This window comes from Devosia crocina (assembly GCF_900116545.1).
Lineage (GTDB): Bacteria > Pseudomonadota > Alphaproteobacteria > Rhizobiales > Devosiaceae > Devosia > Devosia crocina.
On sequence record NZ_FPCK01000001.1, the window covers coordinates 1,566,050 to 1,589,916 of the forward strand.

Genomic DNA, 23,867 nt, shown 5'->3' on the forward strand with positions numbered 1-23,867 from the left:
CGCTTCGCCGCCGCGCCACAGTGTTCGGGCTGGTCAACACGGGCGCTCCAGCCAGGGAAACCGTATGCGCGCTCTTGTTCAACGCGTCTCGTCCGCCTCGGTCGCCGTCAACGATGTGGTCACCGGCGAAATCGCTCGGGGGCTTCTGGTGCTGGTCTGCGCCATGGAGGGCGATACCGGGGATCAGGCGCAGTGGTTGGCCGCCAAGATCGCCAAACTTCGGATCTTCGCCGACGACGTGGGCAAGATGAACCGGTCGCTGCTCGATGTGAACGGTGCAGCACTCGTCGTCAGCCAGTTCACTCTAGCTGCCGATACACGCGGCAACCGTCCGGGATTTTCACGGGCAGCCCGCCCAGATCTCGGCCTTGTGCTTTACGAGCATTTTTCCGCCTCGCTGGCCGCCGCTGGCGTCGCCGTCGCCAATGGCGTCTTTGGAGCGGACATGCAGGTCGCCCTCGTCAATGACGGGCCGGTCACCATCTGGCTGGACACCGCTCAATGACCAATCCGCCTGAGGTCGCGGCCAATCGGCTGGTTCGCGTCCTTTATCTTCTCGCCGGCCTTGTCCTTCTGGGGCTCGGTATCATCGGTGCCTTTCTGCCGCTGATGCCGACAACGATCTTTCTGATCCTTGCTGCCTGGTGCTTTTCCCGCTCGTCCCGGCGGCTCGAAGCCTGGTTGCTGGGGCACCGCTATCTCGGCCCCACCATCGTCAATTGGCGCCGCCATGGCGTCATTCCGCCCCGCGCTAAAATCCTCGCCTGCCTTGGCATGGCTTCGGGCTTCGCCATCTTCTGGCTTGGCGCTCAACCCGACGTCTGGCTGCTTGTTGTGGTTGGCCTGTGCCTTGGCGCCTGCGCGTGGTTCGTGCTCAGCCGCCCGTCCGCCCCGCGCCCGCCAAAATAAAAAGGGCCGCTTACGCGACCCTCCTCAAGACACACTCAGAACGGAATATCGTCATCGAGCCCGCCGGGCTCAAAGGCCGGCGCATTGGACGATGGACGACGGCCGCCGCCGCCACCGGAATTGTTGCTGACGCCGCGGAAGCCGCCATCGTCATTGCCGCCGCGATAGCCGCTGCCTTCGCCGGCATTGTCGCCGCGACCGTCGAGCAGCACCATCGACGCGTTGAAGCCCTGCAGCACGATTTCGGTCGAATACTTGTCCTGCCCGGACTGGTCCTGCCATTTGCGGGTCTGCAACTGGCCTTCGAGATAAACCTTGCTGCCCTTGCGCAGATACTGCTCGGCAACCTTGGCGAGGCCTTCCGAGAAGATCACCACGCGATGCCACTCGGTCTTTTCGCGCTGCTCGCCGGTATTGCGGTCGCGCCAGCGCTCCGAGGTTGCCACGGACAGGTTCACCACCTTGCCGCCGCTGGGCAAGTTGCGCACCTCGGGCTCGTTGCCCAGATTGCCGACCAGAATGACCTTGTTCACACTGCCTGCCATGGTCTCGTCCTTCTCGATTCAGTTCCGGCTCGCCTGAGGGCTCGGAACGCTCACATCCCACAATCAATGCTGCATCCGCTCAGGCGCGGAATGGACTGCACAGCGGTCGCGCACCCTAGCGTCTCCACGCGAACCCGGCGAGCCCCCCGCGTAACGTTCTCTTTATGTTCCACCTCTTCAGGAGAGTCAATGTGCCACGCACGATTGCTCTACTGACACCGGTTGTCAGCAACGATCCCGCATCTGCCTCCGGCGAAAGCCTCCAGCTCTTTTTCTCTCCCCGGCGGCTCCGAGCACCGGCGAGGAGGGGCAGCGCGCCTCTTGACCGATCCCTCGCGTTCTACTTATGTTCGTTCCGGCAAGAGGCGATGCTGTGATCAACCGTTTGTTCGGCCATGCGCTATACGCGCTTGCGAAAGTCCCGTTGCGCACCTATTTCTCGGGTCTTCCCGCTGCCACGCCCCAATGTGACCTCCGCCGTCGTGCTGCTTGCGGCGCACCGAGCCATGGACTGATATGATGAAGCCTACGCCCAGCCAGAACCGCGAAATCATCGTGCGCGGCGCCCGCGAGCACAATTTGAAGGGCATCGACGTCAAGCTGCCGCGTGACAGCCTGATCGTCATGACTGGGCTGTCGGGCTCGGGCAAATCGTCTCTGGCTTTCGATACCATCTATGCCGAAGGCCAGCGCCGCTATGTGGAGTCGCTGTCCGCTTACGCCCGCCAGTTCCTCGAAATGATGCAAAAGCCCGATGTCGAGCACATCGAGGGGCTTTCGCCCGCCATTTCCATCGAGCAGAAAACCACCTCACGCAATCCACGCTCGACAGTGGGTACCGTCACCGAAATCTACGACTATCTCCGTCTGCTCTTTGCGCGCGTTGGCATTCCTTACTCGCCCGCCACGGGTCTGCCGATCGAAAGCCAGACCGTCAGCCAGATGGTCGATCGCACCCTTGAACTGCCCGAAGGCACGCGTCTCTATATGCTCGCGCCCATCGCGCGCGGTCGCAAAGGCGAGTTCAAGAAGGAACTGGCCGATCTGATGCGCAAGGGCTTTCAGCGCGTCAAGATCGACGGCGAATATCACGAAATCGAAGATGCCCCGGCGCTCGACAAGAAGTTCAAGCACGATATCGAAGTGGTGGTGGACCGCGTCGTCGTCTCGCCCGACATCTCCGGCCGCTTGGCCGAGAGTTTTGAAACCGCGCTCAAGCTGGCCGACGGTATTGCGCTTGTTGAATTTGCCGACGAGAAGAACGCGGACGGCTCCGCACGTCAGATCACCTTTTCGGAAAAGTTTGCCTGCCCGGTTTCCGGCTTCACCATTGCCGAGATCGAGCCGCGCCTCTTTTCGTTCAACAATCCTTTTGGCGCCTGTCCGGTATGCGATGGTCTCGGTACCGAGCAGAAGATAGACTCCGATCAGGTCGTACCCGACCCGACCCTGTCGCTGCGCGATGGCGCGATCCTCCCCTGGTCCAAGACCAGCGCGCCCTATTACCAGCAAACCCTGCAGGCTGTGGTGAAGCACTATGGTGCTTCGACCGGCACAGCCTGGAACGCGCTGCCGCTCGATGTGCAGCACGCCGTGCTTTACGGCACCGACAAGACCAAGATCGACTTTGTCTATGACGATGGCTTGCGCCAATACAAGACGTCGAAGGTTTTTGAAGGCGTCATCGGCAACCTCGAGCGCCGCTACCGGGAAACCGAGAGCGCCGGCATGCGCGAGGAAATCGAAAAATACATGTCCGCCAAGCCCTGCCTTGCCTGCGGCGGCTATCGCCTCAAGCCCGAGACGCTGGCGGTCAAGATCGATGGTCTCCATATCGGCCAGGTCAGCGACATGTCGATCAAGGTCGCCTCGAAGTGGTTCGTGGAGCTGTCCGACAAGCTCACCGAGACCCAATCGCAGATCGGCGAGCGTATCCTCAAGGAGATTCGCGAACGCCTGAACTTCCTTAACGATGTGGGCCTTGAATACCTGTCCATGTCCCGCAATTCCGGCACCCTGTCGGGCGGTGAATCGCAGCGCATCCGCCTCGCATCGCAGATTGGTTCCGGCCTGACGGGCGTGCTCTATGTGCTCGACGAGCCCTCCATCGGGCTCCACCAGCGCGACAATGCGCGTCTTCTCGAAACGCTGCAGCGCCTGCGCGATCTCGGCAATACGGTCATCGTCGTCGAGCACGACGAAGATGCGATCCTCACTGCCGACTATGTTCTCGACATCGGCCCCGGTGCCGGCGTCAACGGCGGCAATATCGTTGCCGAGGGCACGCCTCAGGACATTCTCGATCATCCCGATTCCCTGACCGGTAAATACCTTTCTGGCCGCATGGGCATTCCGCTGCCCGCTGAACGGCGCGAAGGCAAAAAAGGCAAGGCGCTTTCGGTCAAGGGCGCCACCGGCAACAATCTCAAGAATGTTTCGGTCGACGTCCCGCTCGGCATGTTTGTCGCCATCACCGGCGTTTCTGGGGGCGGCAAGTCCACCCTGATGATCGACACCATGTATCAGGCCATCGCACGGCGTCTGAATGGCGCCCGTGTGGTCCCTGCCCCGCACCAGTCTCTGACTGGCCTCGAGTTCCTCGATAAGGTCATCGACATCGACCAATCCCCGATCGGCCGCACCCCCCGCTCCAATCCCGCAACCTATACCGGCGCCTTCACGCCGCTGCGCGAATGGTTCGCCGGCCTGCCGGAAGCGAAAGCACGCGGTTACGGGCCTGGCCGCTTCTCCTTCAACGTCAAAGGCGGCCGCTGCGAAAAGTGCGAGGGCGATGGCGTTCTCAAGATCGAGATGCACTTCCTGCCCGACGTCTACGTCACCTGCGACGTTTGCAAGGGCAAGCGCTACAATCGCGAAACCCTTGAGGTGCAGTTCAAGGGCAAGTCGATTTCCGACATTCTCGATATGACCATCGACGAGGGCGTCGAATTCTTCTCGGCCGTGCCAACGATCCGTGACAAATTCGCTACGCTTCAGCGGGTCGGTCTTGGCTATGTCAAGGTGGGCCAGCCCGCCACAACCCTGTCCGGCGGCGAAGCGCAGCGCGTAAAACTCTCCAAGGAGCTTTCCAAGCGCGCGACCGGCCGTACGCTCTACATGCTCGACGAGCCAACCACGGGGCTTCACTTCCACGACGTGGCCAAACTCCTCGAAGTGCTCCATGAGTTGGTCGATGGCGGCAACACCGTCGTGGTGATCGAGCATAATCTCGAAGTCATCAAGACGGCCGACTGGATCATCGACATGGGGCCCGAAGGGGGCGATGGGGGTGGCGAAGTGGTGGCCATAGGCACGCCAGAGGTCGTCGCCGCCAATCCGCGCTCGCATACAGGAACCTTCCTCAAGGAAGTCATGGACCGGCGTCCGCAATATGCGACCCGGGCCGCTGAATAGCGGCCCACACTTTTCTCTCCAATCCCCTTCCGGCGAGAAACCGCTGCCGCATGTCGACGCGCTGACCAATCGGCGTTAACAGCGCCTTTGTGTTAGCGAGATGGTAACACATGGACAGCATAAAGCGTGGTTGAGGCGCATAATGTTCATGTCAGTTCCATGAAAATGCCATGCGCCGCACGCATGTCGTGCCTGCTCCTGCCCCTCTGGCGCAGATCCGCAAACCGGCCCATCCTCCTCTCGTGCTGCCACCACAACAGGGGATTTGACCCATGTTTGTACGAGCCGTCTGGCGTGTGAAGCGCCTCATCGACATCAAGCAGAGCCTGCGGGAAATGGACGTTCCCTCCACGCGCGACGCCGATATGCTTGGGATTTCCGGTCCGGACTTCTCCAAGATGACGCGGTCTCTTTTCGACCGCTGACCATCTTTGTCCCTCACCCTACCCAAGGCCGCCGGAGCACACCCCGGCGGCCTTTGTCTTGCCCTCAAGCTGAATCGAAGGTGAACGATCCCCACAAAGGCCCTGCAAGGAATGCATGGCTTATCTGACCAAACTCTATCTGCTCCCCACGGACAGTTTTGACTATACCTCTCCCTGCAAACGACAGGAGAAACCAAATGGACATCCGCAAGACCTTCAAGAAATGGGCCGCTTACCAGCAGACCGTTCGTGAACTCGCTTCGCTCGACAATCGTCAGCTCAACGACCTGGGCATCAACCGCACCGACATCAATCGCATTGCCCGCGATCATGCAAATTCGCTCTGAAGTATACTGCGCGAATACTGTAAACCGAACACCCGCTTCTCTGTGAGATGCGGGTGTTTCCGTTTCTGACGCCTTATGATCGGCATTTCAGGAACCGCGGCGACTCCTCACCGTTCCCCCAGCGAACCAAACAAAGGAGTTATCCCCGTGCAGAATCTTTCTGGTAAAAATATCGCCATCGTCGCCACAAACGGCTTTGAACAATCCGAACTTGAAGTCCCCCTCAACTCGCTTCGCGAAGCTGGCGCCACGGTGCATGTCGTTTCGCTCGAGGCGGGTGAAGTCAAAGGCTGGGACAAGGACGACTGGGGCAATGCCGTGCCCGTCGACAAGGTGCTTTCCGAGGTCAAGGCGGACGATTACGACGCCCTGGTTTTGCCGGGTGGTCAGATCAACCCCGACCTCCTGCGCGTCGAACAGAGTGTGCTTTCCTTCATCAAGTCCTTCTGGCAGCAGAAAAAAGTGGTCGCCGCGATCTGTCACGCGCCTTGGCTCCTCATTGAAGCCGGCCTTGTGAAGGGCCGCAAGGTCACGTCCTTCAACTCCATCAAGACCGATGTCATCAATGCCGGCGGTCTCTGGGAAGATAGCCAGGTCGTCACCGACCAGGGTCTGATCACCAGCCGCAATCCGGGCGATCTCGATGCCTTCTGCAGCAAAATCGCAGAAGAGATCAACGAGGGCCGCCACGAGCGTCGCGCCGCCTAATTCGGCCATTGCCGCGGCATGGCGGGCTTGCTATCTGGCTCGCCATGTCAAACGAACCTATTCACATCATCGGCGGCGGTCTCGCCGGCTCTGAAGCCGCATGGCAAGCCGCCGAGGCTGGCGCAACCGTGATCCTCCACGAAATGCGCGGCGTCAAAGCAACCGACGCGCACTCGACGGACGATTTCGCCGAGCTCGTCTGCTCCAACTCCTTCCGTTCCGACGATCACGAACAGAACGCCGTCGGGCTTCTTCATGAGGAAATGCGCCGCTGCAATTCCCTCATCATGCGGGCGGCCGACGAGCACAAGCTTCCAGCAGGCGGCGCTCTTGCGGTCGACCGTCATGGATTTTCCGGCGCGGTCACGCAGGCGATCCAAGATCACCCGCGGATCACCGTGGTGCGCGAGGAGCTCAACGGCTGGCCGCCCGAGGACTGGCGTCACGTCATCATCGCAACCGGTCCCCTCACCTCGCCGGCTCTTGCAGACGCGATCCTTGCCAAAACGGGTGAAGACTCTCTCGCCTTTTTCGACGCTATCGCGCCCATCGTTCATTATGACAGCATCAACCATGACATCGCATGGAAGCAGTCGCGCTATGACAAGGCTGGCCCTGGCGGCACTGGAGCTGACTACCTCAACCTGCCCATGGACCGGGACGAGTACTACGCCTTTGTCGAGGCACTGAAATCGGCTCCGCTTCATGAATTCAAAGATTGGGAGAAGGTCCCCTATTTCGACGGTTGTTTGCCGATCGAAGTGATGGCCGAGCGCGGCCCCGAGACTCTGCGGCACGGACCGATGAAGCCGGTTGGCCTCACCAATCCCCGCAACCCGACCGTCAAGCCGTATGCCATTGTGCAGCTGCGGCAGGACAATGCGCTGGGCACCCTCTGGAACATGGTCGGCTTTCAGACCAAGATGCGTTACGGCATCCAGACCGAGATCTTCCGGATGATTCCGGGGCTGGAGAATGCCCAGTTTGCCCGCTTGGGCGGGTTGCACCGCAACACCTTCATCAACTCACCCAAAGTGCTCGGGCCGGACATGCGCCTCAAGGCAGACCCGCGTGTTCGCTTCGCGGGACAGGTGACAGGCGTGGAAGGCTATGTCGAAAGCGCCGCCGTAGGCCTGATCACCGGCCGTCTGACTGCAGCGGAAGCCCGAGGGGAAACGCTGCCGCTTCCGCCAGTCACAACTGCCTTCGGCGCTCTCATCGGCCACATAACTGGTGGCCACATCGAAGCGGAAAGCTATAGCGGTGCGCGTAGTTTTCAGCCCATGAACGTCAATTTTGGCTTGTTCCCCGAGGTGAGCATTACCAAGCCTGAAGGCGTGAAGCGCTGGCGAGGGCCGGAAAAAACAATCGCCAAGCGCAAGGCGATAACAAGCCGCGCCCTCGAAGACCTGAAAGCCTGGCAGTAGCACCCCAAGTCGAACGGCGGCATTCCGCCGTTCCTCCGCTAGCGATTGCGCAGGGTCCACCAGGTGATCCGCGCAATCTTCCGCCAGTCGGCATCGTCGCGGGGCAAACTGAATGGCGTTTCGCCGTTCCGCACCCAATGGAGGAGCTGCGCCTCGACAACGGGTAGAATCGCGAATGCCGGCCTCAACTTCGGCTGAAGCGCCGCGATGGCAGGCCTGGCCTTGGCGAGGTGCTCTTTGGCGAGGTCTGCTACCTGGCTGAGCGCCGCGTGGAGGCCCTCGCTATCTGTTGCCGTGAAAATCTCGCCTTCACGAACGCCGTTCGCTGCGAGGATCGACCACGGCAGCATGATGCGTCCTTGAGCAGAAACGTGTCCAAAGGCACGAAGATGCCCAACCATGGCCTGCGCAACGCCGAGATGGCCGGCGGCGTCCCCGTGTTCGACCGCGAGCCCGTCATTGAGGATCATCGCCGACAGCTGCAACAGTGTCGCTGCTGTCTCTCCGGCATAGCCCTCAAACGATTCGAGGTCTGGCATGGGATCGTCGTAAAGGTCGAAGCGCCTCGCCCCAATCAGTCTTTGCAGCGTGCCGGGCGGAAGGGCATAGCGATCCAGCGTATCGAGCAGCGCATCGGCCAAAGGGTTCTGCCGCACCGCGCCATGGCCATCGCCACTCAGCGCGTCGTTCCACCACTGCAGCCGGATCTCCCCTGGCGCAGGTCCCGTCACCCGCTCTCTTATGGCCGCGACATCTGCATTGAAGGCAAGCAGCGCAGTCACGCCGTCACGCGCTTCGGCTGGAAGCGCCAGTGTCGCGAGATATCGGTCCCGATCGGTTTCCCGCAAGACCTGCGCTGAATAGGCGAAACTTTCGGACGCCATCAGCGCGCGTTCTCGACAGCGATAAAGGCGCCTGCGACGGCGCGCTCTTCCGCCAGCAAGACGTTATAGGTTCGTATAGCGCTACCGGTTCCGACAGCCTCGATGATCACCCTGCGCTCGCGGAAAGCTGCCCTGATCGCAGGATCGATAGCCATGATGTCCGTGCCGAGTCCGATCATGAGAACATCGAGTTGATCGGCAAGGTCGAATACCGGCTTGAGACTTGCAAGCGTCAGTTGCTCAGGTGTGGTGACCTCCCACCCGTGCATGCCGGAAGGCAGGCAGAGCAGCGAACCGCGGTGTGACATCTCGGCGAAGCGGAACCCGCTATTGCCATAGGCGTCGATGCCGACCTGGCGCGGGAAATGTCCCGCGCCTGATGATGTTTGATCAGACGGATGCGCCATCCGTCGTCTTCTCTTTCTTGGAGGTCAGCTCTTCGTCGGTCTTCTGCTTGAGACCGAAGTTGATGAGGATCGGGCCGTTGACGATAACCGAGGAGTACATGCCCACAAGCGACCCAAACGTCATTGCTATGGTGAAGCTGCGCAAAGCCTCGCCGCCGAACAGCACCAGCGGCACGAGCGCGAGCAGAACCGTGAACTGGGTCAAAGACGTTCGCACGATCGTCTGGTTGATCGACAGGTCGATCAATTCCGGCAGCGGCATCTTCCGGTACTTGACCAGGTTCTCACGTATACGGTCGGATACGACCACGGTTTCATTAAGTGACAGACCCACGAGCGTCAGGACCGCAGCGATCGAACTCAGATTGAATTCCAGCCCCGTGATCGAGAACAGGCCGATAGTCATGATGATGTCGTGAGACGTGGTCGTCACGGCAGCCAGGGCGAATTGCCACTCGAAGCGGAACCAGATGTAGATGAGGATACATACGAGCGCGATGATGACGGCGATCGTGCCGGTCCAGGCGAGTTCGCCCGAAACCGTCCCGCTCACGGCCTCTGTTCGCCGCACCTCGTAGTTATCTCCTGCGAGAGCATCCTGCACCTGCTGCACCGCGATCTGATCGGCCGACTGGCCGCCTTCCTGCGCCTGCACACGGATCAGCAGATCTTCGGGTGTGCCAAAGCCCTGCACCTGTATTTCCCCGAGCTCCAGACCGCTTAAGAGTTCGCGGACGCGTCCGGCATCAGCCGGTCCACCCTGATGCTGAACTTCGATAGCGGTGCCGCCAACGAAGTCGATGCCGAGGTTGAAGCCCTTGAAGTAGGCGGCGCCGACGGAAATCACCGACATGACGATCGAAAGCGCAATGACATAGCGCGAGATCTTCATGAACGGAATCTTGGTCCCATCCGGAATGAACCGGAAGTGCTGGATCTTGAGCTCTTTAGGGCGGACGCGCTTGTACCACAGGTTCACCTGATAGGAGGTGACTGTGTAGGAGGTGAAGAGTGAAGTCAGAATGCCGAGGCCGAGCGTCACGGCAAAGCCCTGAACCGGTCCCGAACCCATGAAATAGAGCACGATGGCTGCGACGAGCTGGGTGAGGTGGGAGTCGACGATGGTTCCCCAGGCGCGCTCGAACCCGGCATTGATCGCCTGCAGCGGCGTTCGTCCGGCCCGTTGCTCTTCCCGCATGCGTTCGTAGATCAGCACGTTGGCATCAACCGCCATGCCTATGGTCAGCACGATACCAGCGATACCCGGCAAGGTCAGCGTGGCGCCGAGTGTCGAAAGTGCGGCAAAGATCAGGATGATATTGAGCACCAGCGAGACGTTGGCGAAGACGCCCCAGAGGCCATAGGCGATGACCATGAAGGTCACGACGAGGACCGAAGCCACGACGCCGGCAGTAAAACCGGCTTGGATGGAATCGGCACCGAGGCTGGCATCAACCGTGCGCTCTTCGATCACATTGAGGCTGGCAGGCAGAGCACCCGCGCGCAACAGCACGGCAAGGTCATTGGCCGAGGCAGTCGTGAAATTGCCGCTGATCTGACCGGAACCGCCGGTGATTGGTTGCTGTATGACCGGCGCGGTTATGACGGTGTTGTCGAGGACGATGGCGAAGCGCTGACCTACGTTGCGCGAGGTTATTTCGCCGAAGGTGATGGCGCCGCGCGTATCAAACCGGAAGCTGACTACCGGAATGGCGCGCTGTGCATCGTAGGACGGCTGAGCATCGACGAGCGATTCACCGCCGAGAGCAACGTCTTCAAAGAGCAGTTCGCGACCGCCATCCTGGCTCGGAACAATAATGGTTCCTGCCGGAAGGCCCTGAGCTTCCGCCTGGTCTGCAGTGAGGCCGGGATAGACCATGTGGAAGGTCAGGCGGGCAGTCTGGGAGACGATGTTCTTGAGGCGCGTGGAATCCCCGAATCCGGGAACCTGCACAAGAACGCGGGTGTCGCCCTGACGCTGGATCGTTGGCTCGGTGGTGCCCAGTTCATCGATACGGCTGCGGATGACTTCGATGGATTGCGCGACGAGCGAGCTCATGCGCTGCGTGATGCCATCGGGCGTCAGAGTAATCGAAAGCCGCCCATCCGGACGTTCGCCAAAGGCGAGTTCGTTGACGCCGACGCCGGCAGAGAACATCGAGTTGTTGATTGTGTTCTGGATGCCCTGAAGAACAGAGATGGCCTGCTCTTTCTGGGTCGGGTCCGTCAGCTCGATATAGATGGCGTTGTTTGCCTCATCGGTCGTGATGAGATTGCCGATGCCGTTCTGATTGGCGAGGACATTGCGGGCGTCGCGGCGAACGTCGCTCAGACGTTGTGCGACAATGCCGGCGCGATCGACTTCAAGCAGAAGATGAGAGCCGCCCTGCAGATCGAGCCCAAGCACCAGCCCAGGCTGAGGCAGCCATCCAGGCAAGGAGTCCCGCACCTGCTGGGGCAGGAAATTCGGAGCTGCAAACAGAATACCCGCGAGTGCGACGATCAGGATGATGGCAACGCGGAACGGCGACTGGTTCATCTACGGCGTCCTAAAAAAGCAAGAAGCCGGAGCCTAGCGGGGCTCCGGCTGAAGCGATCCGGCTTAGGCCGGCTTGTTGTCGTTGACCGGCTCAGCCTTGGAGCGGACATCCGCCACCATGCCGCGGACCAGCTTGACCTTGACGCCCTGGGAGATCTCGACCTCGAGATCCTCGCCATCGACAGCCTTGGTCACCTTACCGACGATGCCGCCGGTAGTCACGACTGTGTCGCCACGACGAATGGCAGCCAGCATCGCCTGCTGTGCCTTCAAGCGCTTCTGCTGCGGGCGGAAGATCAGGAGCCAGAAGATCAGAACCAGCAGCACGATCGGCATCAGCTGGATCAAAACGTCGGCAAATCCTCCCGCGGCGGGTGCCCCTGCATCCTGAGCAAAAGCGGGCGTTACAAACATCAGGCGAACTCCTTGTCGTTTCTTGGGTATTGGGGGAGAAGAGCGCCAGGCAGCCGGGTGGCTGAAAGACTAGACGCGAATGGGGTCTTGTGCACTTGCACCCCGGCCAAAATCGCGCGGACTATACATTTGCCCCCTAATGATTGCAAAGCCAATCGGGGAACATGTTGCCGCGCCCCAAGCAAGGAACTGAAGTGGTGAAAACCAAGGAATATCTAGGCCGCATCGCGACTGCGCTCGAGGCTATCGCCGCGTCGATGGCTCCGGCGAACGATGGCGCCGACGCTCTCGAACTAGAAGCGGCCGATGCCTTTCACTGGCAAGGCGAATCGAACAGCTTACTAGCCGTTCCGCATGTCAGCCGCGTGCCGCTGCAGATGCTGCGCGGCATCGACCACGTGCGCAACGAGCTATTGAAGAACACCGAGCAATTCGCCCGGGGACACGGCGCCAACAATGCCCTGCTCTGGGGCGCGCGCGGCATGGGCAAGAGCTCGCTGGTCAAGGCTATACACGCCGATATCGCTGGCCGGGAGGGCTTCCGGCGGCTTGTGCTGATCGAAATCGCTCGCGAAGACCTCGAGACGCTTCCACAGTTGATGCGCAAAATCGCAGGCACCGACGCCCGGATCATTATCTTCTGTGACGATCTCAGTTTCGACCAGGGCGAGACCAGCTACAAATCCCTCAAGACGATTCTCGACGGAGGGCTCGAGGGCCGGCCGGACAATGTGCTGTTTTATGCGACCTCGAACCGGCGGCACCTGATGCCGCGAGATATGATCGAAAACGAGCGTTCGACAGCTATCAACCCGAGCGAAGCCGTGGAAGAAAAGGTCTCGCTCTCCGATCGCTTCGGCCTGTGGCTCGGGTTCCACATTTCGGATCAGGACACATATCTCGCCATGGTCCGCGGCTATGCCGATTTTTATGACCTTGGCCTGAGTGAAGAAACTTTGCGGGCACGGGCCATCGAATGGGCTGCAACGCGTGGGGCGCGCTCGGGCCGCGTTGCCATGCAACTTATCCGGACGTTGGCAGGCGAACAGGGTAAAGCGGTTTGAGGCCTGCAAAGCGAAAGGCCGATGCAGTGCACCGGCCTTTTCTTCAGCAGCGATGTCCGCTTTAACTGGCCAGCAGCGGCATCGGATCGACTGGCGTCGCACCCTTGCGCAGCTCGAAGTGAAGCTGTGGCTTGGACACCGAACCAGACATGCCCACAGTACCGATCGCGTCGCCGCGGCCAACAACGGCACCCTTTGCAACGCTCATGCCCTTAAGGTGGGCATAGGCTGAGACATAGCCATTGGGATGACGGATCAGGATCAGGTTGCCGTAGCCTTCCACGCCGGAACCGACATAGATGACCGTACCATTCTCAGCGGCCTTGACGGTCGAGCCTTCCGGCACGTCGATATTGATACCAGTGCCACGCGAGGCGGCAAAGTCGGTGATGACCCGTCCACTCACGGGCCAGCGGAACTTGTCATTGCCCGAGGCAACGGGCTCCGCAGCTGCAGGCACATTGGCAACCTGAGTGGGTGCGGCCGCCTGCGTCGGCGCTGCGACTGGAGTTGCAGCCGGCGCGGGTGTGGGCGTTGCTGCCGCCTGCTGCGGCGCTGCAGCTTCCTGCGGACGCGTCAGAGGCGCGGGAGACGAAGCATTGCCTGGCGCGACGCTCGCAACCTGTACAGGCTGGGATGCGGTTTGCGGCGTCCGCACGAGATCGGGGCGACCCGGGATCACCAGCTGCTGCCCCACCACGATCTTGTCAGGGGAGGAAAGGTTGTTTGCCTGGACCAGAGCCTGCGTCGTCACTTCGTAGCGGCGGGCGATCGTGTAGAGCGACTCACCGCCGGCAATGGTGTGCGTGTAGCCACCGGAGGGCGCAGTGGCCGCCGAAGTGGGCACGCTGCTGTTGACCGGGAGGGAAGAATTGGGGCTAGGCGCAGGAGCGCTGGTGGGCAGGCTGCCGACGGCAAGGGATGGCGGCATGGTTGGCGCGGCGGCCGGGGTCTGCATGGCGGGCATGGCTTGCTGGGTTCCCATGGAAGCGGAATTACTCAGTACAGGAAGGTCCTGGGATTGAACCGTGGGCGCACTGGCGCCCAAAGCGACCGGAGACGTCGCGGCCATCGGCTGGGTGAAGCTGGACTGAACAGGAGAGTTGTTTTGGACAGCCCCACCAGCCCAGCCGCCGCCTAGCGGAGCGGGCGGAAGGAAGCGGGCTTCAGCGACCTGCATATTCTGCTGGGCGCCGATCGAAGGCGGCATTGGCTGATTGATCGTGGCAGGCGGCGCTGACTGCGCGACCGAGCCAGTCGTCGTGGGATCACCAAAGCTACGGGCACCGAGACTGGAGCAGCCAGACAGAGCAACTGTCGCCACCAACAGACCAGCCACGGCGACTGTACCCTTGGGCACCCTGGAAAGCAGGTTTTTACGCATCGGCTAACTCGTACGCAGGTACTTAACACTGGATTCGAGATTAGGATGGCAAGGTAAAGACGAGTTTAAGACCGCTGCGATTTGAGTGAGATACGAAGGGGCGTGTTTGGGATTGGGTAAGGTTAAGAATACCTCACTCAGCCAAGGCTGAGGGAGGCAAGTGCATTCAGCGCAACTTTTTCGGTTTGCTGAAGGGCAAAAGGCGTAACCGTGATCTTCCGGTTCTGCCTGAGAACCTCATAGTCGGCCGTGGGATCGAGCGGCGTAGGCGTCTCAGGGATGGTGATGTAGAACCCTTGCCCGTCATCCGCCTCACGATAGCTGAACGCCGCACGGGGGAAGCGCTGATGCGCCACTGCGGCGATGCCCTGAACGTCTTCGACGCTGCAGGCGGGGAAGTTCACGTTGTAGAAGACGTCATGCTGGCCCTTGGTCTCGAGAATTGCCTGAACGGCAGCAATGCCAAAGCGGCTCGCGTTGGACCAGTCGACCGTACGACTGCGTTGGTAATCGATGGCCTGGCTCATGGCGATCCCTACAGCCCCGTGCAAGGCGCCCTCGCGCGCGCCTGCCGCAGTGCCCGAGCAATGAACGATATCACCGAGGTTCTGGCCCGCATTCACGCCTGATAACACCAGGTCCGCGGGCTGGCCGCCGAGCAGGTGCGTCATGCCCGCAACCACGCAGTCTGCCGGCGAACCGCCGACGATAGCGAACCGGCGCGGGCCGCGCTGATCTACCTGGAGTTCGCGGCCGAAGGTAAAACGGTGCCCCGCCCCAGACTGGTTATCGTCTGGAGCGACGATCCAGACGTCGTCCGACAGTGCCGCGGCAATGTCGGCCATGATGGCGATGCCTGGCGCATCCACACCATCGTCATTGGTGATGAGGATGCGCATGGCTTACTTGCTCCCGATGCTTGTGAGGCCGCCCATGTAGGGCTGCAGCGCCTCCGGAATCAGCACAGAGCCGTCTTCTTGCTGATAGTTCTCCATCACTGCGATCAGGCAACGTCCAACAGCGGTGCCGGAGCCATTGAGAGTGTGGACATATCGCGGCGCCTGCTTTTCGCCAGCGGGCCGATAGCGTGCTTCCATGCGGCGGGCCTGGAAGTCACCGCATAGCGAAACAGAAGAAATCTCGCGATAAGTGTCCTGCCCCGGCAGCCAGACTTCGATGTCGTAAGTTTTGCGCGCCCCAAAGCCCATGTCGCCGGTGCACAGCAACATGACGCGATAATGCAGCCCAAGCCGCTGCATCACAGTTTCGGCGCAAGCAAGCATCCGCTCGTGCTCATTGATCGATTCTTCAGGCGTCGTGATCGACACCATCTCGACTTTGTCGAACTGGTGCTGGCGCAGCATGCCGCGCGTGTCGCGTCCGGCAGAACCCGCTTCGGAACGGAAACAAGGGGTCAGCGCGCTGAGGCGCAGCGGCAGTTCCTCTTCAGCCAAAATCGACTCGCGAACCATATTGGTCAGCGGCACCTCGGCTGTTGGGATCAGCGCGAGGCGGGATTCGCCATGAGGGGTGAAGAACAGATCTTCCTCGAACTTGGGCAACTGGTTGGTGCCGAACAAGGCATCGTCACGCACCAGCAGCGGCGGCTGTACTTCGAGGTAACCGTGCTCGGTGGTGTGGAGATCGAGCATGAACTGCCCCAGCGCCCGTTCGAGACGCGCGAGATGACCTTTGAGCACCACGAAACGGCTACCCGAGAGCTTGGCGGCAACCTCGAAGTCCATGTCCTTGTGTGCTACGCTCAGTTCATAATGTTCCTTGGCAGCAAACGATAGCTGAGGCTTGCCCGGCCGCTGGGCCGCTGCAGTAGCCGCAGTGCCATTTGCGCCGAAATATTCGACATTGTCGCTTTCGTCGCCGCCTTCAGGAACATCCTCAAGGGCAAGATTGGGGATGACGGAGAGCGCCGAGCGCAGTTCGGCTTCAATCGCACGTTCCTGGGCCTCGCCGGTTGGAATGGAGTCCTTGAGACGGCTCACTTCCGCCATCAGCTCCTGCGCCTTGGCCTCATCCTTTTGAGCCTTGGCCTGGCCGATCTGCTTGGAAAGCGCATTGCGCCTTTCCTGCGCTTCGTTGAGGCGCGCGATGATGGCCCGACGCCGATCGTCGATGGCTAGCAGGTCGGAGGAGCGCACAGAAACGTTCTTGCGCCGGGAAACGGCAGCATCGAATGTTTCGGCGTTAGCTCTGATCCACTTGATATCGAACATCGGTCATACGGGCCCCTGCCCGCCTCTGGTTGAATGGCAGGTCGAGGGTTGCGAAGCCCGTGGCACGCCTGCCAGCGCCGCGGGCACTCAGCTGTGCCCCGCGCGGCGCGGCACAGCTATTCGGAGGAAGATCCGGAAAGATTGGCAGCCTGCGCTGCCAAGGCGGCCTCGCGCCTTTTCTGGACCATCCGAACCGAAATGATGGCGAGTTCGTAAAGACCATACATCGGCATGGCAAGGCCGATCTGGGAGATCGGATCAGGCGGCGAGACGAAAGCAGCCAGCGCGAGGATGCCTACGATAGCGTAGCGCCGCCCCTTTCGCAGCATCTCGACATTGACGAGATCGATCTGTGCCAGGAGCGTCAAGACGACAGGCAACTGGAAACAGACGCCGAATGCGAGGATCAGCGTCATTGCGAGGCTGAGATATTCCGAAACTCGAGCCAGAAGCTTGATTTCGTCGGTCTGCATGCCGGCAAAGAAGCCAAGAGCCAGCGGCAGGACGATGAAATAGACCATCCCTGCGCCAAGAAGGAAGAAAATCGGCGTCGCAACAAGATACGGAATGAGTGCCTTGCGCTCATGCTTGTAGAGCCCCGGCGCGACGAACCCATAAACCTGCGAGGCAAGATAGGGGAAACCCAGGAAGACTGCGCCAAAAAAAGCGAGATTGAGCTGGGTGAAGAAGAATTCCTGCGGCGCCGTGTAAATCAGCTCCATATCTCCCGGATTGGGATAGATGGAGCGATACGGGTTGAGCAGTATGTCGAAGATCTGGCCCGCGAAAATGAAGCAGATGATCATCATAACGATGATTGCGATGGCGCTATGGATCAGGCGCTTACGCAGCTCGATAAGATGATCGAGCAGCGGGGCTTCGCTGCCGGCGAGCTCGTCGTCTGTGTCTTTGCTCTTGTTGTCGATCTGAGCCTTGGCGTCCGCCATCGTCAATTCTTTTCTGCCGTATCAGCGGGCTTGGCCCGAGGCGCACGAAGCTTCCTGGCCGGGGTTTCTGCTGCCGTGCTGGCATCGCTCGAAGTTAAGGGCCTTGCCCTCGTTTTGCGCTCGGGCTTTACCGCCTCCGTGCTCGCATCTGCGGCGCTGGAGGTTTCCGCCTTTTTGCGCGGGGCGCGGACCTTCTTGGCAGGAGGAGGCGCTGTTACTGCCACTGACGGCAACTCGATCGCCGTAACCTCCCCGGTCGGAACAGGCGTTACACTTGGCGCCGGAGTAACCTGAGCGGCCTTGATAGGCGCGCTGGGCTTGAACCCTGCCTCGGCAGCGATCTCGTCATTCGTCTTCTTGGTTGGCTGCATGCCTGCCGCGTTGCGCAACTCGTCGACCACACTTTCCGACTTGGGGTCGGACGGCTTGATCGCTCCGCTCGGCTGCGGGCCGGTCGGTGTCATCGCGTTGAACTCACGCCGAATTTCATCGGCGGATTTCTTGAGCGGCGCGGTAATGGAGTTGCGCAGGTTGCGGACTTCGTCGAGGCCCGTAGTCCGGTTGATCTCGCGCTGGAATTCCGCACCCATGCGCCTGATCTGTCCGACCACCTTGCCGATCCGCCCCATGACGACCGGCAAATCCTTGGGTCCGATGACAATCAGCGCCACGACGCCGATCACCAGCATCTCTGTCCAGCTGAGGCCGATCATCTCAATAGTCTCCGAGAGCCAAAGGGCTCCATGCAGTCAGCAGGAAAGTGACTTAAGCGTCCTTGCTGCGATCGACTTCGCGCGCTTCGACTTCGGCGCTCGTGGTGACGCGTTCGACCGGCTTGTCGTCGTCCTTCATGCCTTTCTGGAAGGCTTTGATTCCTGACGCGACTTCGCCCATCATGCCAGAGATCTTTCCGCGGCCGAACAAGAGAATGACGACGACGGCGACAACGAGAATGCCCCAGATGGATGGCGCGTGCATATTGATCTCCCAAACTACCAGAACGCGTTACACGCGATAGATTGGCCCAGAAATAGGTTCAATCGCAGGCAAACACAAGAACGTGTTGCCCGCTCGTCCTCACGAAAGCGCCAACAGCAAGAAGAACGCGTGGGAAACTGCAGTCAATCGCGGTCCAGCTCATCGGCCGCTTCACCAGCGTCACCGGGCGCCAGCGGATCCTCGTCCTCGCGCAGCTCGCCGGAGAACGGAAGTGGGATCTGCAGGGTCGAGGGAAGGCGCGAGGACAAGAGGCCTGCGCCTTTCAGCTCTTCAAGGCCTGGCAGATCACCCAGACCTTCGAGCCCGAAATGGTCGAGGAAGGCGTCTGTCGTGCCATAGGTAACGGGCCGTCCTGGGGTTCTCCGCCGCCCGCGCATACGCACCCAACCTGCTTCCATCAAAAGGTCCAGTGTCCCTTTACCCGTCGCCACTCCCCGCACCTCTTCGATTTCAGCGCGTGTGGATGGCTGGTGGTAGGCGATGATGGCCAGAGTTTCCAGCGCGGCGCGGGAGAGCGGCCGCGTCTCCTCTTCTTCGCGCCGCAACAGAAATTCAAGGTCCTCCGCGGTGCGAAATGCCCATCGATCGCCGCGACGGACGAGGTTGACCCCGCGTAATGAGTAATGCCGACGCAGTTCTTCCAACAACGCTGGCAGGTCAGCGCCTACGCTGAGATAGGGCGCGATCTGGGCTAGCGACAACGGTTCCGAGCTGGCAAAAAGCAGTGCCTCCAGGATGCGTAGTTGTCGTTGGCGCACTTCGCTGAACCTGTTGCTCATGTCGGCCCGCTGTGCCGGCGGCGCAGATATATTGGCCCGAAGGTCTCGCTCTGGCGAAGCTCGATCTCGCCTTGCCGCACCAATTCAAGACTTGAGGCAAAGCTTGACGCGCGCACTGTGGCCCGTTCATCGGCTCGTCCCAGATACTCGGCTAGATACTCATCCATCGCGATCCACTCGGCACTGTCGCCAATCAAGCGCCGCAAGGTATCGCGTGCATCCTGCAGCGACCAGACGGTTCGCGCGGCGGGACGATACTCTACGATGGAGTTGCGTTCGCGCTGAGTGGAATAGGCTTTCAGCAACTCGTAGTAGCTCGCCTCCCAAATCGATTTGCGCGAAATCTGAAGGGCTTCCGGCATTCCTCTCGGATAAACATTTATTCCGAGCCTTGGTCTTTCGAGGAGCTTGGCGGCAGATAAACGCATGGCTTCCAGCCGCTTGAGCCGAAATTGCAGCATCGCCGCCAGCATCTCACCCGAAGGCTCTTCGTCGCCGGGCGCTTGCGGCACCATGAGCCGGCTTTTGAGATAGGCCAGCCATGCCGCCATCACCAGGTAGTCGGCAGCGACCTCGATACGTCGCTCGCGGATGGTAGCGATAAACGCCAGATATTGTTCTGCCAGTGCCAGGATCGAAATGGCGCCGAGATCGACCTTCTGCCGGCGTGCGAGATCGAGCAGAAGATCGAGCGGCCCCTCGTAGCCGTCTACGTCGACGTGGAGGACCTCGGCCGTTGCATCCGGCTCCGTATCCGACCACCCGGTGGGCATCTCTGTCATGCAGATCAATCCCTGTTCGAGGCTCGGATGCGGGCTTCAGCGCTCTGCAACATCAAGCCGCGCATAGCTTAGAAGCTGAAAGTGCCTTCCACCGGCACGTGATCGCTCGGCTTGTCCCAGCCACGCACATCCTTGTGCACCAGAACATCGTCCAGCCGGTCAGCAGCTTGCGGAGAGAGCATCAGGTGATCGATGCGAATGCCAGCATTTCTCCGCCAAGCGCCCGCCTGAAAGTCCCAAAAGGTGAAAATCTGCTCCCCGTTCACAGCGCGTAGCGCGTCCGTCATCCCCATATTGCGGAGGCTGCGAAACCTCTCAAGGCTTTCGGGGCGGTAGAGCGCATCGCCCCACCACGCGTCTGGATCATGTGCGTCGATCGGCGCAGGAATCAGGTTGAAGTCGCCCATTAGGATGAATGGTTCCTCCAGCTGGAGCCGCCCAGCCACGAAGGCATTCAGCCGATCCATCCATCGAAGCTTATACGGGAATCTCTCGGTATCGACGGGGTTGCCGTTGGGAAGATAGATATTGCACACGCGTATCGCTGCACCTTCGACCGAGAAAACGCCTTCGATCAGGCGCGCCTGTTCGTCGCTTTCGTCGCCCGGCAGACCGCGATGAACCTCGTCGAACGGCACCTTGGACAGCAGCGCTACCCCGTTCCAGCTCTTCTGGCCATGCGTTACGACATTGTAGCCGAGCGCTTCGATCTCGGCTGCAGGAAAGCCCTCGTCGACTGTCTTGATCTCCTGAAGCCCAACGATGTCAGGCTTCTCCTCGTCCAGCCAACGCACCAGAAGTTCAAGCCTAGCCTTGATGCCGTTGATGTTCCAGGTCGCGATGCGCATGGCCATAAAAGTCTCCGGTTCAGGTCAGCTCAGCATATACGGCACGGATGATATCCTTCGGATACCGGCCCGTGCACCCTTCAAGGGCAGTATTGCTCATCGAAATGAGGGTAAGCCCGTTTGCCGGATCGATCAGCCAGGAATGGCCGTAGACGCCGCCCCAGTTCACGGTGCCCTTGGCAGATGGTGAATCGGCTTCTGCAGGATCTTCAACTATAGCGCCGAAATAGCCGAAGCGCTGCCCTGCATCCGCGCGTGGCACGGTGCCGATCCGGTTAGAAAAGCCAAGAGCAACACTTGCCTTGCTCAGAGCCTGCCCACCTCCGATGCGTAGGGTCTCAAGGAATCGCAGGATATCTGCCGGCGTACCAGCCATACCCGCTCCACCGGACTGAAACGCCGACTTGCTGAAGATGCGCGACGGCGAGAAGGTTACGACACCGTTGTCGCCCTGCACCGCTTGTGGATCTGTCATGGGCGTGGGCGGACTGCCGTCGGCATATGGCTTGGCGAGTCGTGCTTCGTCAGCAACGAAAAAGCCCGTTTCTGTCATGCCGAGCGGTCCGGTGACATGGGTATGCACGGCATTCTCGAGCGAGCCCCCATGGACAGCGGTCAGAACGGCGCCAAGCACGTCGATGGCGACGGAGTATTGCCAGGCACTTCCCGGCTCGTAATCGAGTGGATGCAGCGCCACACGGGAGAAGTTCTCCTGCAGGCTCTGTTCGCTTGCTGCCAACCCCGTCGATATCTCTGGATCTGCGGGATAGGCGTAGGATAGCCCCGCAGTATGGGTGAGGAGGTGATGAATGGTGATGGGAGCCGCTTCACCACTCTCAAGGCGCGGCGCAAACCAAGGGATGTGCTCGCTAACGCGATCGTCAAGCTTGATTAGCCCCTTGTCGACCATAGCCAGAGCGGTGGCAGCAACGATGGGCTTGGTGACCGAGGCCAGGCGATAAATCGCGTTGTCTGGCATGAGGACTCCAGCCTCGCGATCAAACCAGCCAGCGGCGCGGCGGTAGACGAGGTCGCCATGCCGCGCTACGGCCAGTTCGCCTCCGACGATTGAGCCTTTTGCGATGGCATCATCCATCACGGCGTCGATCTTGCTGGTCATTCCTTCGATTCCTCCCTTTGCGCCAGACCTTAGCGGCAGCGCAAAGACAGGTGAAGCTAGACTGCGAAGCTCGTGCCGCAGCCGCAGGACGCCACGGCGTTGGGATTCTTGATCTGGAAAGCCTGGCCGATCAGATCGTCGACATAGTCAATTTCGGAACCACCCATGAACTCGAGGCTCATAGAATCGATGAGCACAGTGGCATCACCCTTTTGCAGAACGAGATCGTCCTCGGTCGCACTCTCCTGCACGAGATTATATTCATACTGGAAGCCCGAGCAGCCTCCGCCCGATACTGAGATGCGCAGTATCGTGCCCGCAGGTTCCTTAGAGAGAATGCGCGCGACGCGCTTGGCAGCGCGATCCGACAGTGTCACGGAAGGGGTCTCGGCGAGGGCAGCATCGGTCATGGAAGTGGTCCGGTAGGATCGTTATGTCATAACGCTGAGCCTAAAATAGGCGCAGGATGCGTCGTTGCAAAGGCCTGGAACAAAAAGATGAGCCAACTCGCCCCTTATGCCAGCAAGCCCGAGGATACGCTGGGGCGCCTTCACGGAGCCGGTCCGAGCCCGACACGCTCGGAATTCCAGCGCGACCGGGATCGCATCATTCACTCCACGGCCTTCCGGCGCCTGCAGCACAAAACCCAGGTTTTTCTGCATCACGAGGGCCGGCACTTCCGCAATCGCCTGACCCATACGCTGGAGGTCAGCCAGATTGCCCGGTCCATTGCACGCTCCCTGCGGCTCAACGAAGATCTGGCCGAGGCGATCGCCCTCAGTCACGACCTTGGGCACACGCCTTTTGGCCATGCGGGTGAGCGCGCCCTGCACCGGTCCATGGCGCCATATGGCGGGTTCGATCACAATGTGCAGGCGCTGCGGGTCGTAACGCGCCTCGAAAATCGCTACGCCGAGCACGATGGACTTAATCTGACATGGGAAACCCTTGAGGGAATCTTGAAACATAACGGCCCATTGACCAATGCTAAGGGTCACCCGGACGGGCGCTATGTCGAAGAGGGGTTGCCCACTGGCATCGACGACATTCCAGCCATCGCCGATCTTCGCCTGTCGAGCCATGCGAGCCTCGAGGCGCAGGTTGCTGCGATCGCTGACGACATCGCCTACAATGCACATGACATCGACGACGCGCTCCGCGCCGGCCTCGTGGACCTCGACACCTTCCTCGACGCTCCAATGGCTGGGCCGATCGTTCAGGAGGTGAAAGCGCTTTATCCGCATGTCGATCCCAAACGCCAAACGCACGAAGTGCAGCGCCGGATGATCACCCGCGCGATCGAAGACGTTATCAGCTATAGCGCGCGTATGGTCGAGACCTCGGCAGTTCAGAGCGCCGAAGAGGTAAGAATTGCGGGCAAGACCTTGATCAGTTTTTCGCCTGCCGTAGCCGAGGCAGAAAAAGGCCTCAAGGCAGTCCTCTATAGTCGTGTTTACCGCAGCGAGACCGTCATGCGCCCGGTGCGCGAGAGCGAAGCTGTCGTTGAAAGGCTCTTCGCTGCCTATATGGGCGGATCGGAGATGCCGGGCCGATGGGGTCAGACGGCGGGAAGCGGTATTGCCCTGGTCGAGCGCGCTCGCATCGTTGCTGATTTTGTCGCTGGTATGACAGACCCCTATGCACTTGACGAGTATCAGCGCTTGTTTGACGCTCGCCCAGATTTCCGCTAACCG

At 60.5% G+C, this 23,867-nt stretch carries 25 protein-coding genes; 9 read left to right on the top strand and 16 right to left on the bottom strand.

From position 1 onward, the window contains the following. Positions 1 to 64: 64 nt before the first annotated feature. Positions 65 to 505, top strand: coding sequence for a D-aminoacyl-tRNA deacylase (gene dtd, locus BM364_RS07535; RefSeq protein WP_092422948.1), 441 nt, complete (start codon positions 65 to 67; stop codon positions 503 to 505). Further along, on the top strand, positions 502 to 909 hold the full coding sequence (locus BM364_RS07540) for a YbaN family protein (protein ID WP_092422950.1): 408 nt from the start codon (positions 502 to 504) through the stop codon (positions 907 to 909). Before dtd ends, BM364_RS07540 begins: the two co-directional genes overlap by 4 nt. 35 nt (positions 910 to 944) lie before the next feature. Here the strand turns inward: BM364_RS07540 and ssb are convergent, their stop codons facing one another. Continuing rightward, the gene (gene ssb, locus BM364_RS07545) at positions 945 to 1,454 is read right to left on the bottom strand and encodes a single-stranded DNA-binding protein (protein ID WP_092422952.1); all 510 of its coding nucleotides are present in this window, start codon (positions 1,452 to 1,454) and stop codon (positions 945 to 947) included. A 519-nt stretch (positions 1,455 to 1,973) separates the two neighbouring features. Between ssb and uvrA the strand changes: the two genes are divergently transcribed. The 5 genes from uvrA to trmFO all read left to right on the top strand — a co-directional run bounded on the left by uvrA (position 1,974) and on the right by trmFO (position 7,775). Continuing rightward, positions 1,974 to 4,868: an excinuclease ABC subunit UvrA gene (gene uvrA / locus BM364_RS07550; protein ID WP_175528507.1), complete on the top strand. Its 2,895-nt coding sequence runs from the start codon at positions 1,974 to 1,976 to the stop codon at positions 4,866 to 4,868. A 272-nt stretch (positions 4,869 to 5,140) separates the two neighbouring features. After that, positions 5,141 to 5,293: a hypothetical protein gene (locus BM364_RS18430; protein ID WP_175528508.1), complete on the top strand. Its 153-nt coding sequence runs from the start codon at positions 5,141 to 5,143 to the stop codon at positions 5,291 to 5,293. Between the two features lie 197 nt (positions 5,294 to 5,490). Further along, positions 5,491 to 5,640 carry a DUF1127 domain-containing protein gene (locus BM364_RS07555; protein ID WP_092422956.1) on the top strand — a complete coding sequence of 50 codons (150 nt, stop codon included), beginning with the start codon at positions 5,491 to 5,493 and terminating at the stop codon, positions 5,638 to 5,640. Positions 5,641 to 5,787: 147 nt separating this feature from the next. Further along, positions 5,788 to 6,348: a type 1 glutamine amidotransferase domain-containing protein gene (locus BM364_RS07560; RefSeq protein WP_092422959.1), complete on the top strand. Its 561-nt coding sequence runs from the start codon at positions 5,788 to 5,790 to the stop codon at positions 6,346 to 6,348. Positions 6,349 to 6,392: 44 nt separating this feature from the next. After that, positions 6,393 to 7,775, top strand: coding sequence for a methylenetetrahydrofolate--tRNA-(uracil(54)-C(5))-methyltransferase (FADH(2)-oxidizing) TrmFO (gene trmFO / locus BM364_RS07565; protein ID WP_092423982.1), 1,383 nt, complete (start codon positions 6,393 to 6,395; stop codon positions 7,773 to 7,775). Between the two features lie 38 nt (positions 7,776 to 7,813). Here the strand turns inward: trmFO and BM364_RS07570 are convergent, their stop codons facing one another. The 4 genes from BM364_RS07570 to yajC all read right to left on the bottom strand — a co-directional run bounded on the left by BM364_RS07570 (position 7,814) and on the right by yajC (position 12,019). After that, the gene (locus BM364_RS07570; protein WP_092422961.1) at positions 7,814 to 8,659 is read right to left on the bottom strand and encodes a phytoene/squalene synthase family protein; all 846 of its coding nucleotides are present in this window, start codon (positions 8,657 to 8,659) and stop codon (positions 7,814 to 7,816) included. Further along, positions 8,659 to 9,066 carry an Mth938-like domain-containing protein gene (locus BM364_RS07575; protein ID WP_092422963.1) on the bottom strand — a complete coding sequence of 136 codons (408 nt, stop codon included), beginning with the start codon at positions 9,064 to 9,066 and terminating at the stop codon, positions 8,659 to 8,661. Before BM364_RS07575 ends, BM364_RS07570 begins: the two co-directional genes overlap by 1 nt. Further along, positions 9,050 to 11,605, bottom strand: a complete 2,556-nt coding sequence (gene secD / locus BM364_RS07580; RefSeq protein ID WP_092422965.1) for a protein translocase subunit SecD — start codon at positions 11,603 to 11,605, stop codon at positions 9,050 to 9,052. Before secD ends, BM364_RS07575 begins: the two co-directional genes overlap by 17 nt. Positions 11,606 to 11,668: 63 nt before the next feature. After that, positions 11,669 to 12,019, bottom strand: coding sequence for a preprotein translocase subunit YajC (gene yajC / locus BM364_RS07585; RefSeq protein ID WP_092422967.1), 351 nt, complete (start codon positions 12,017 to 12,019; stop codon positions 11,669 to 11,671). A gap of 164 nt (positions 12,020 to 12,183) precedes the next feature. On the opposite strand from yajC, the gene BM364_RS07590 reads away from it, so the two are divergent. After that, positions 12,184 to 13,083, top strand: a complete 900-nt coding sequence (locus BM364_RS07590) for an ATP-binding protein (RefSeq protein ID WP_092422969.1) — start codon at positions 12,184 to 12,186, stop codon at positions 13,081 to 13,083. A gap of 61 nt (positions 13,084 to 13,144) precedes the next feature. Here BM364_RS07590 and BM364_RS07595 read toward each other — a convergent pair whose 3' ends face one another. The 11 genes from BM364_RS07595 to BM364_RS07645 form a co-directional block, all read right to left on the bottom strand. Then, positions 13,145 to 14,467: a M23 family metallopeptidase gene (locus tag BM364_RS07595; protein WP_092422971.1), complete on the bottom strand. Its 1,323-nt coding sequence runs from the start codon at positions 14,465 to 14,467 to the stop codon at positions 13,145 to 13,147. Positions 14,468 to 14,604: 137 nt separating this feature from the next. Further along, the gene (surE, locus tag BM364_RS07600; RefSeq protein ID WP_092422973.1) at positions 14,605 to 15,366 is read right to left on the bottom strand and encodes a 5'/3'-nucleotidase SurE; all 762 of its coding nucleotides are present in this window, start codon (positions 15,364 to 15,366) and stop codon (positions 14,605 to 14,607) included. A 3-nt stretch (positions 15,367 to 15,369) separates the two neighbouring features. Continuing rightward, positions 15,370 to 16,698, bottom strand: a complete 1,329-nt coding sequence (gene serS / locus BM364_RS07605; RefSeq protein WP_092422975.1) for a serine--tRNA ligase — start codon at positions 16,696 to 16,698, stop codon at positions 15,370 to 15,372. A 116-nt stretch (positions 16,699 to 16,814) separates the two neighbouring features. Next, positions 16,815 to 17,645 (bottom strand): twin-arginine translocase subunit TatC, encoded by an 831-nt coding sequence (tatC, locus tag BM364_RS07610; protein WP_092422977.1) that lies wholly within the window; start codon positions 17,643 to 17,645, stop codon positions 16,815 to 16,817. Between the two features lie 2 nt (positions 17,646 to 17,647). Next, complete coding sequence (gene tatB, locus BM364_RS07615) at positions 17,648 to 18,358, bottom strand: Sec-independent protein translocase protein TatB (protein WP_092422979.1); 711 nt, start codon at positions 18,356 to 18,358, stop codon at positions 17,648 to 17,650. A 52-nt stretch (positions 18,359 to 18,410) separates the two neighbouring features. Beyond that, a complete protein-coding gene (locus tag BM364_RS07620) occupies positions 18,411 to 18,623 on the bottom strand; it encodes a twin-arginine translocase TatA/TatE family subunit (RefSeq protein WP_092422981.1) in 213 nt (70 codons plus the stop codon). 143 nt (positions 18,624 to 18,766) lie between these two features. After that, on the bottom strand, positions 18,767 to 19,423 hold the full coding sequence (gene scpB, locus BM364_RS07625; protein ID WP_092422983.1) for an SMC-Scp complex subunit ScpB: 657 nt from the start codon (positions 19,421 to 19,423) through the stop codon (positions 18,767 to 18,769). Beyond that, positions 19,420 to 20,205: a segregation and condensation protein A gene (locus BM364_RS07630; protein WP_092422985.1), complete on the bottom strand. Its 786-nt coding sequence runs from the start codon at positions 20,203 to 20,205 to the stop codon at positions 19,420 to 19,422. Before BM364_RS07630 ends, scpB begins: the two co-directional genes overlap by 4 nt. A 68-nt stretch (positions 20,206 to 20,273) precedes the next feature. After that, a complete protein-coding gene (gene xth, locus BM364_RS07635; protein WP_092423983.1) occupies positions 20,274 to 21,053 on the bottom strand; it encodes an exodeoxyribonuclease III in 780 nt (259 codons plus the stop codon). A 19-nt stretch (positions 21,054 to 21,072) separates the two neighbouring features. Further along, positions 21,073 to 22,173 carry a serine hydrolase domain-containing protein gene (locus BM364_RS07640; protein WP_092422987.1) on the bottom strand — a complete coding sequence of 367 codons (1,101 nt, stop codon included), beginning with the start codon at positions 22,171 to 22,173 and terminating at the stop codon, positions 21,073 to 21,075. Positions 22,174 to 22,229: 56 nt separating this feature from the next. Next, the gene (locus tag BM364_RS07645; RefSeq protein WP_092422989.1) at positions 22,230 to 22,583 is read right to left on the bottom strand and encodes a HesB/IscA family protein; all 354 of its coding nucleotides are present in this window, start codon (positions 22,581 to 22,583) and stop codon (positions 22,230 to 22,232) included. An 87-nt stretch (positions 22,584 to 22,670) separates the two neighbouring features. On the opposite strand from BM364_RS07645, the gene BM364_RS07650 reads away from it, so the two are divergent. Beyond that, positions 22,671 to 23,864, top strand: coding sequence for a deoxyguanosinetriphosphate triphosphohydrolase (locus BM364_RS07650; RefSeq protein ID WP_092422992.1), 1,194 nt, complete (start codon positions 22,671 to 22,673; stop codon positions 23,862 to 23,864). The last annotated feature ends 3 nt before the right edge of the window (positions 23,865 to 23,867 follow it).

What these genes read in the sequence shown, in the direction of transcription:
- dtd (WP_092422948.1), top strand. Translation starts at nt 65, where the DNA reads ATGCGCGCTCTTGTTCAACGCGTCTCGTCCGCCTCGGTCGCCGTCAAC.
- BM364_RS07540 (WP_092422950.1), top strand. Translation starts at nt 502, where the DNA reads ATGACCAATCCGCCTGAGGTCGCGGCCAATCGGCTGGTTCGCGTCCTT.
- ssb (WP_092422952.1), bottom strand. Translation starts at nt 1,454, where the DNA reads ATGGCAGGCAGTGTGAACAAGGTCATTCTGGTCGGCAATCTGGGCAAC.
- uvrA (WP_175528507.1), top strand. Translation starts at nt 1,974, where the DNA reads ATGAAGCCTACGCCCAGCCAGAACCGCGAAATCATCGTGCGCGGCGCC.
- BM364_RS18430 (WP_175528508.1), top strand. Translation starts at nt 5,141, where the DNA reads ATGTTTGTACGAGCCGTCTGGCGTGTGAAGCGCCTCATCGACATCAAG.
- BM364_RS07555 (WP_092422956.1), top strand. Translation starts at nt 5,491, where the DNA reads ATGGACATCCGCAAGACCTTCAAGAAATGGGCCGCTTACCAGCAGACC.
- trmFO (WP_092423982.1), top strand. Translation starts at nt 6,393, where the DNA reads ATGTCAAACGAACCTATTCACATCATCGGCGGCGGTCTCGCCGGCTCT.
- BM364_RS07570 (WP_092422961.1), bottom strand. Translation starts at nt 8,659, where the DNA reads ATGGCGTCCGAAAGTTTCGCCTATTCAGCGCAGGTCTTGCGGGAAACC.
- BM364_RS07575 (WP_092422963.1), bottom strand. Translation starts at nt 9,066, where the DNA reads ATGGCGCATCCGTCTGATCAAACATCATCAGGCGCGGGACATTTCCCG.
- secD (WP_092422965.1), bottom strand. Translation starts at nt 11,605, where the DNA reads ATGAACCAGTCGCCGTTCCGCGTTGCCATCATCCTGATCGTCGCACTC.
- yajC (WP_092422967.1), bottom strand. Translation starts at nt 12,019, where the DNA reads ATGTTTGTAACGCCCGCTTTTGCTCAGGATGCAGGGGCACCCGCCGCG.
- BM364_RS07590 (WP_092422969.1), top strand. Translation starts at nt 12,184, where the DNA reads ATGTTGCCGCGCCCCAAGCAAGGAACTGAAGTGGTGAAAACCAAGGAA.
- BM364_RS07595 (WP_092422971.1), bottom strand. Translation starts at nt 14,467, where the DNA reads ATGCGTAAAAACCTGCTTTCCAGGGTGCCCAAGGGTACAGTCGCCGTG.
- surE (WP_092422973.1), bottom strand. Translation starts at nt 15,366, where the DNA reads ATGCGCATCCTCATCACCAATGACGATGGTGTGGATGCGCCAGGCATC.
- serS (WP_092422975.1), bottom strand. Translation starts at nt 16,698, where the DNA reads ATGTTCGATATCAAGTGGATCAGAGCTAACGCCGAAACATTCGATGCT.
- tatC (WP_092422977.1), bottom strand. Translation starts at nt 17,645, where the DNA reads ATGGCGGACGCCAAGGCTCAGATCGACAACAAGAGCAAAGACACAGAC.
- tatB (WP_092422979.1), bottom strand. Translation starts at nt 18,358, where the DNA reads ATGATCGGCCTCAGCTGGACAGAGATGCTGGTGATCGGCGTCGTGGCG.
- BM364_RS07620 (WP_092422981.1), bottom strand. Translation starts at nt 18,623, where the DNA reads ATGCACGCGCCATCCATCTGGGGCATTCTCGTTGTCGCCGTCGTCGTC.
- scpB (WP_092422983.1), bottom strand. Translation starts at nt 19,423, where the DNA reads ATGAGCAACAGGTTCAGCGAAGTGCGCCAACGACAACTACGCATCCTG.
- BM364_RS07630 (WP_092422985.1), bottom strand. Translation starts at nt 20,205, where the DNA reads ATGACAGAGATGCCCACCGGGTGGTCGGATACGGAGCCGGATGCAACG.
- xth (WP_092423983.1), bottom strand. Translation starts at nt 21,053, where the DNA reads ATGCGCATCGCGACCTGGAACATCAACGGCATCAAGGCTAGGCTTGAA.
- BM364_RS07640 (WP_092422987.1), bottom strand. Translation starts at nt 22,173, where the DNA reads ATGACCAGCAAGATCGACGCCGTGATGGATGATGCCATCGCAAAAGGC.
- BM364_RS07645 (WP_092422989.1), bottom strand. Translation starts at nt 22,583, where the DNA reads ATGACCGATGCTGCCCTCGCCGAGACCCCTTCCGTGACACTGTCGGAT.
- BM364_RS07650 (WP_092422992.1), top strand. Translation starts at nt 22,671, where the DNA reads ATGAGCCAACTCGCCCCTTATGCCAGCAAGCCCGAGGATACGCTGGGG.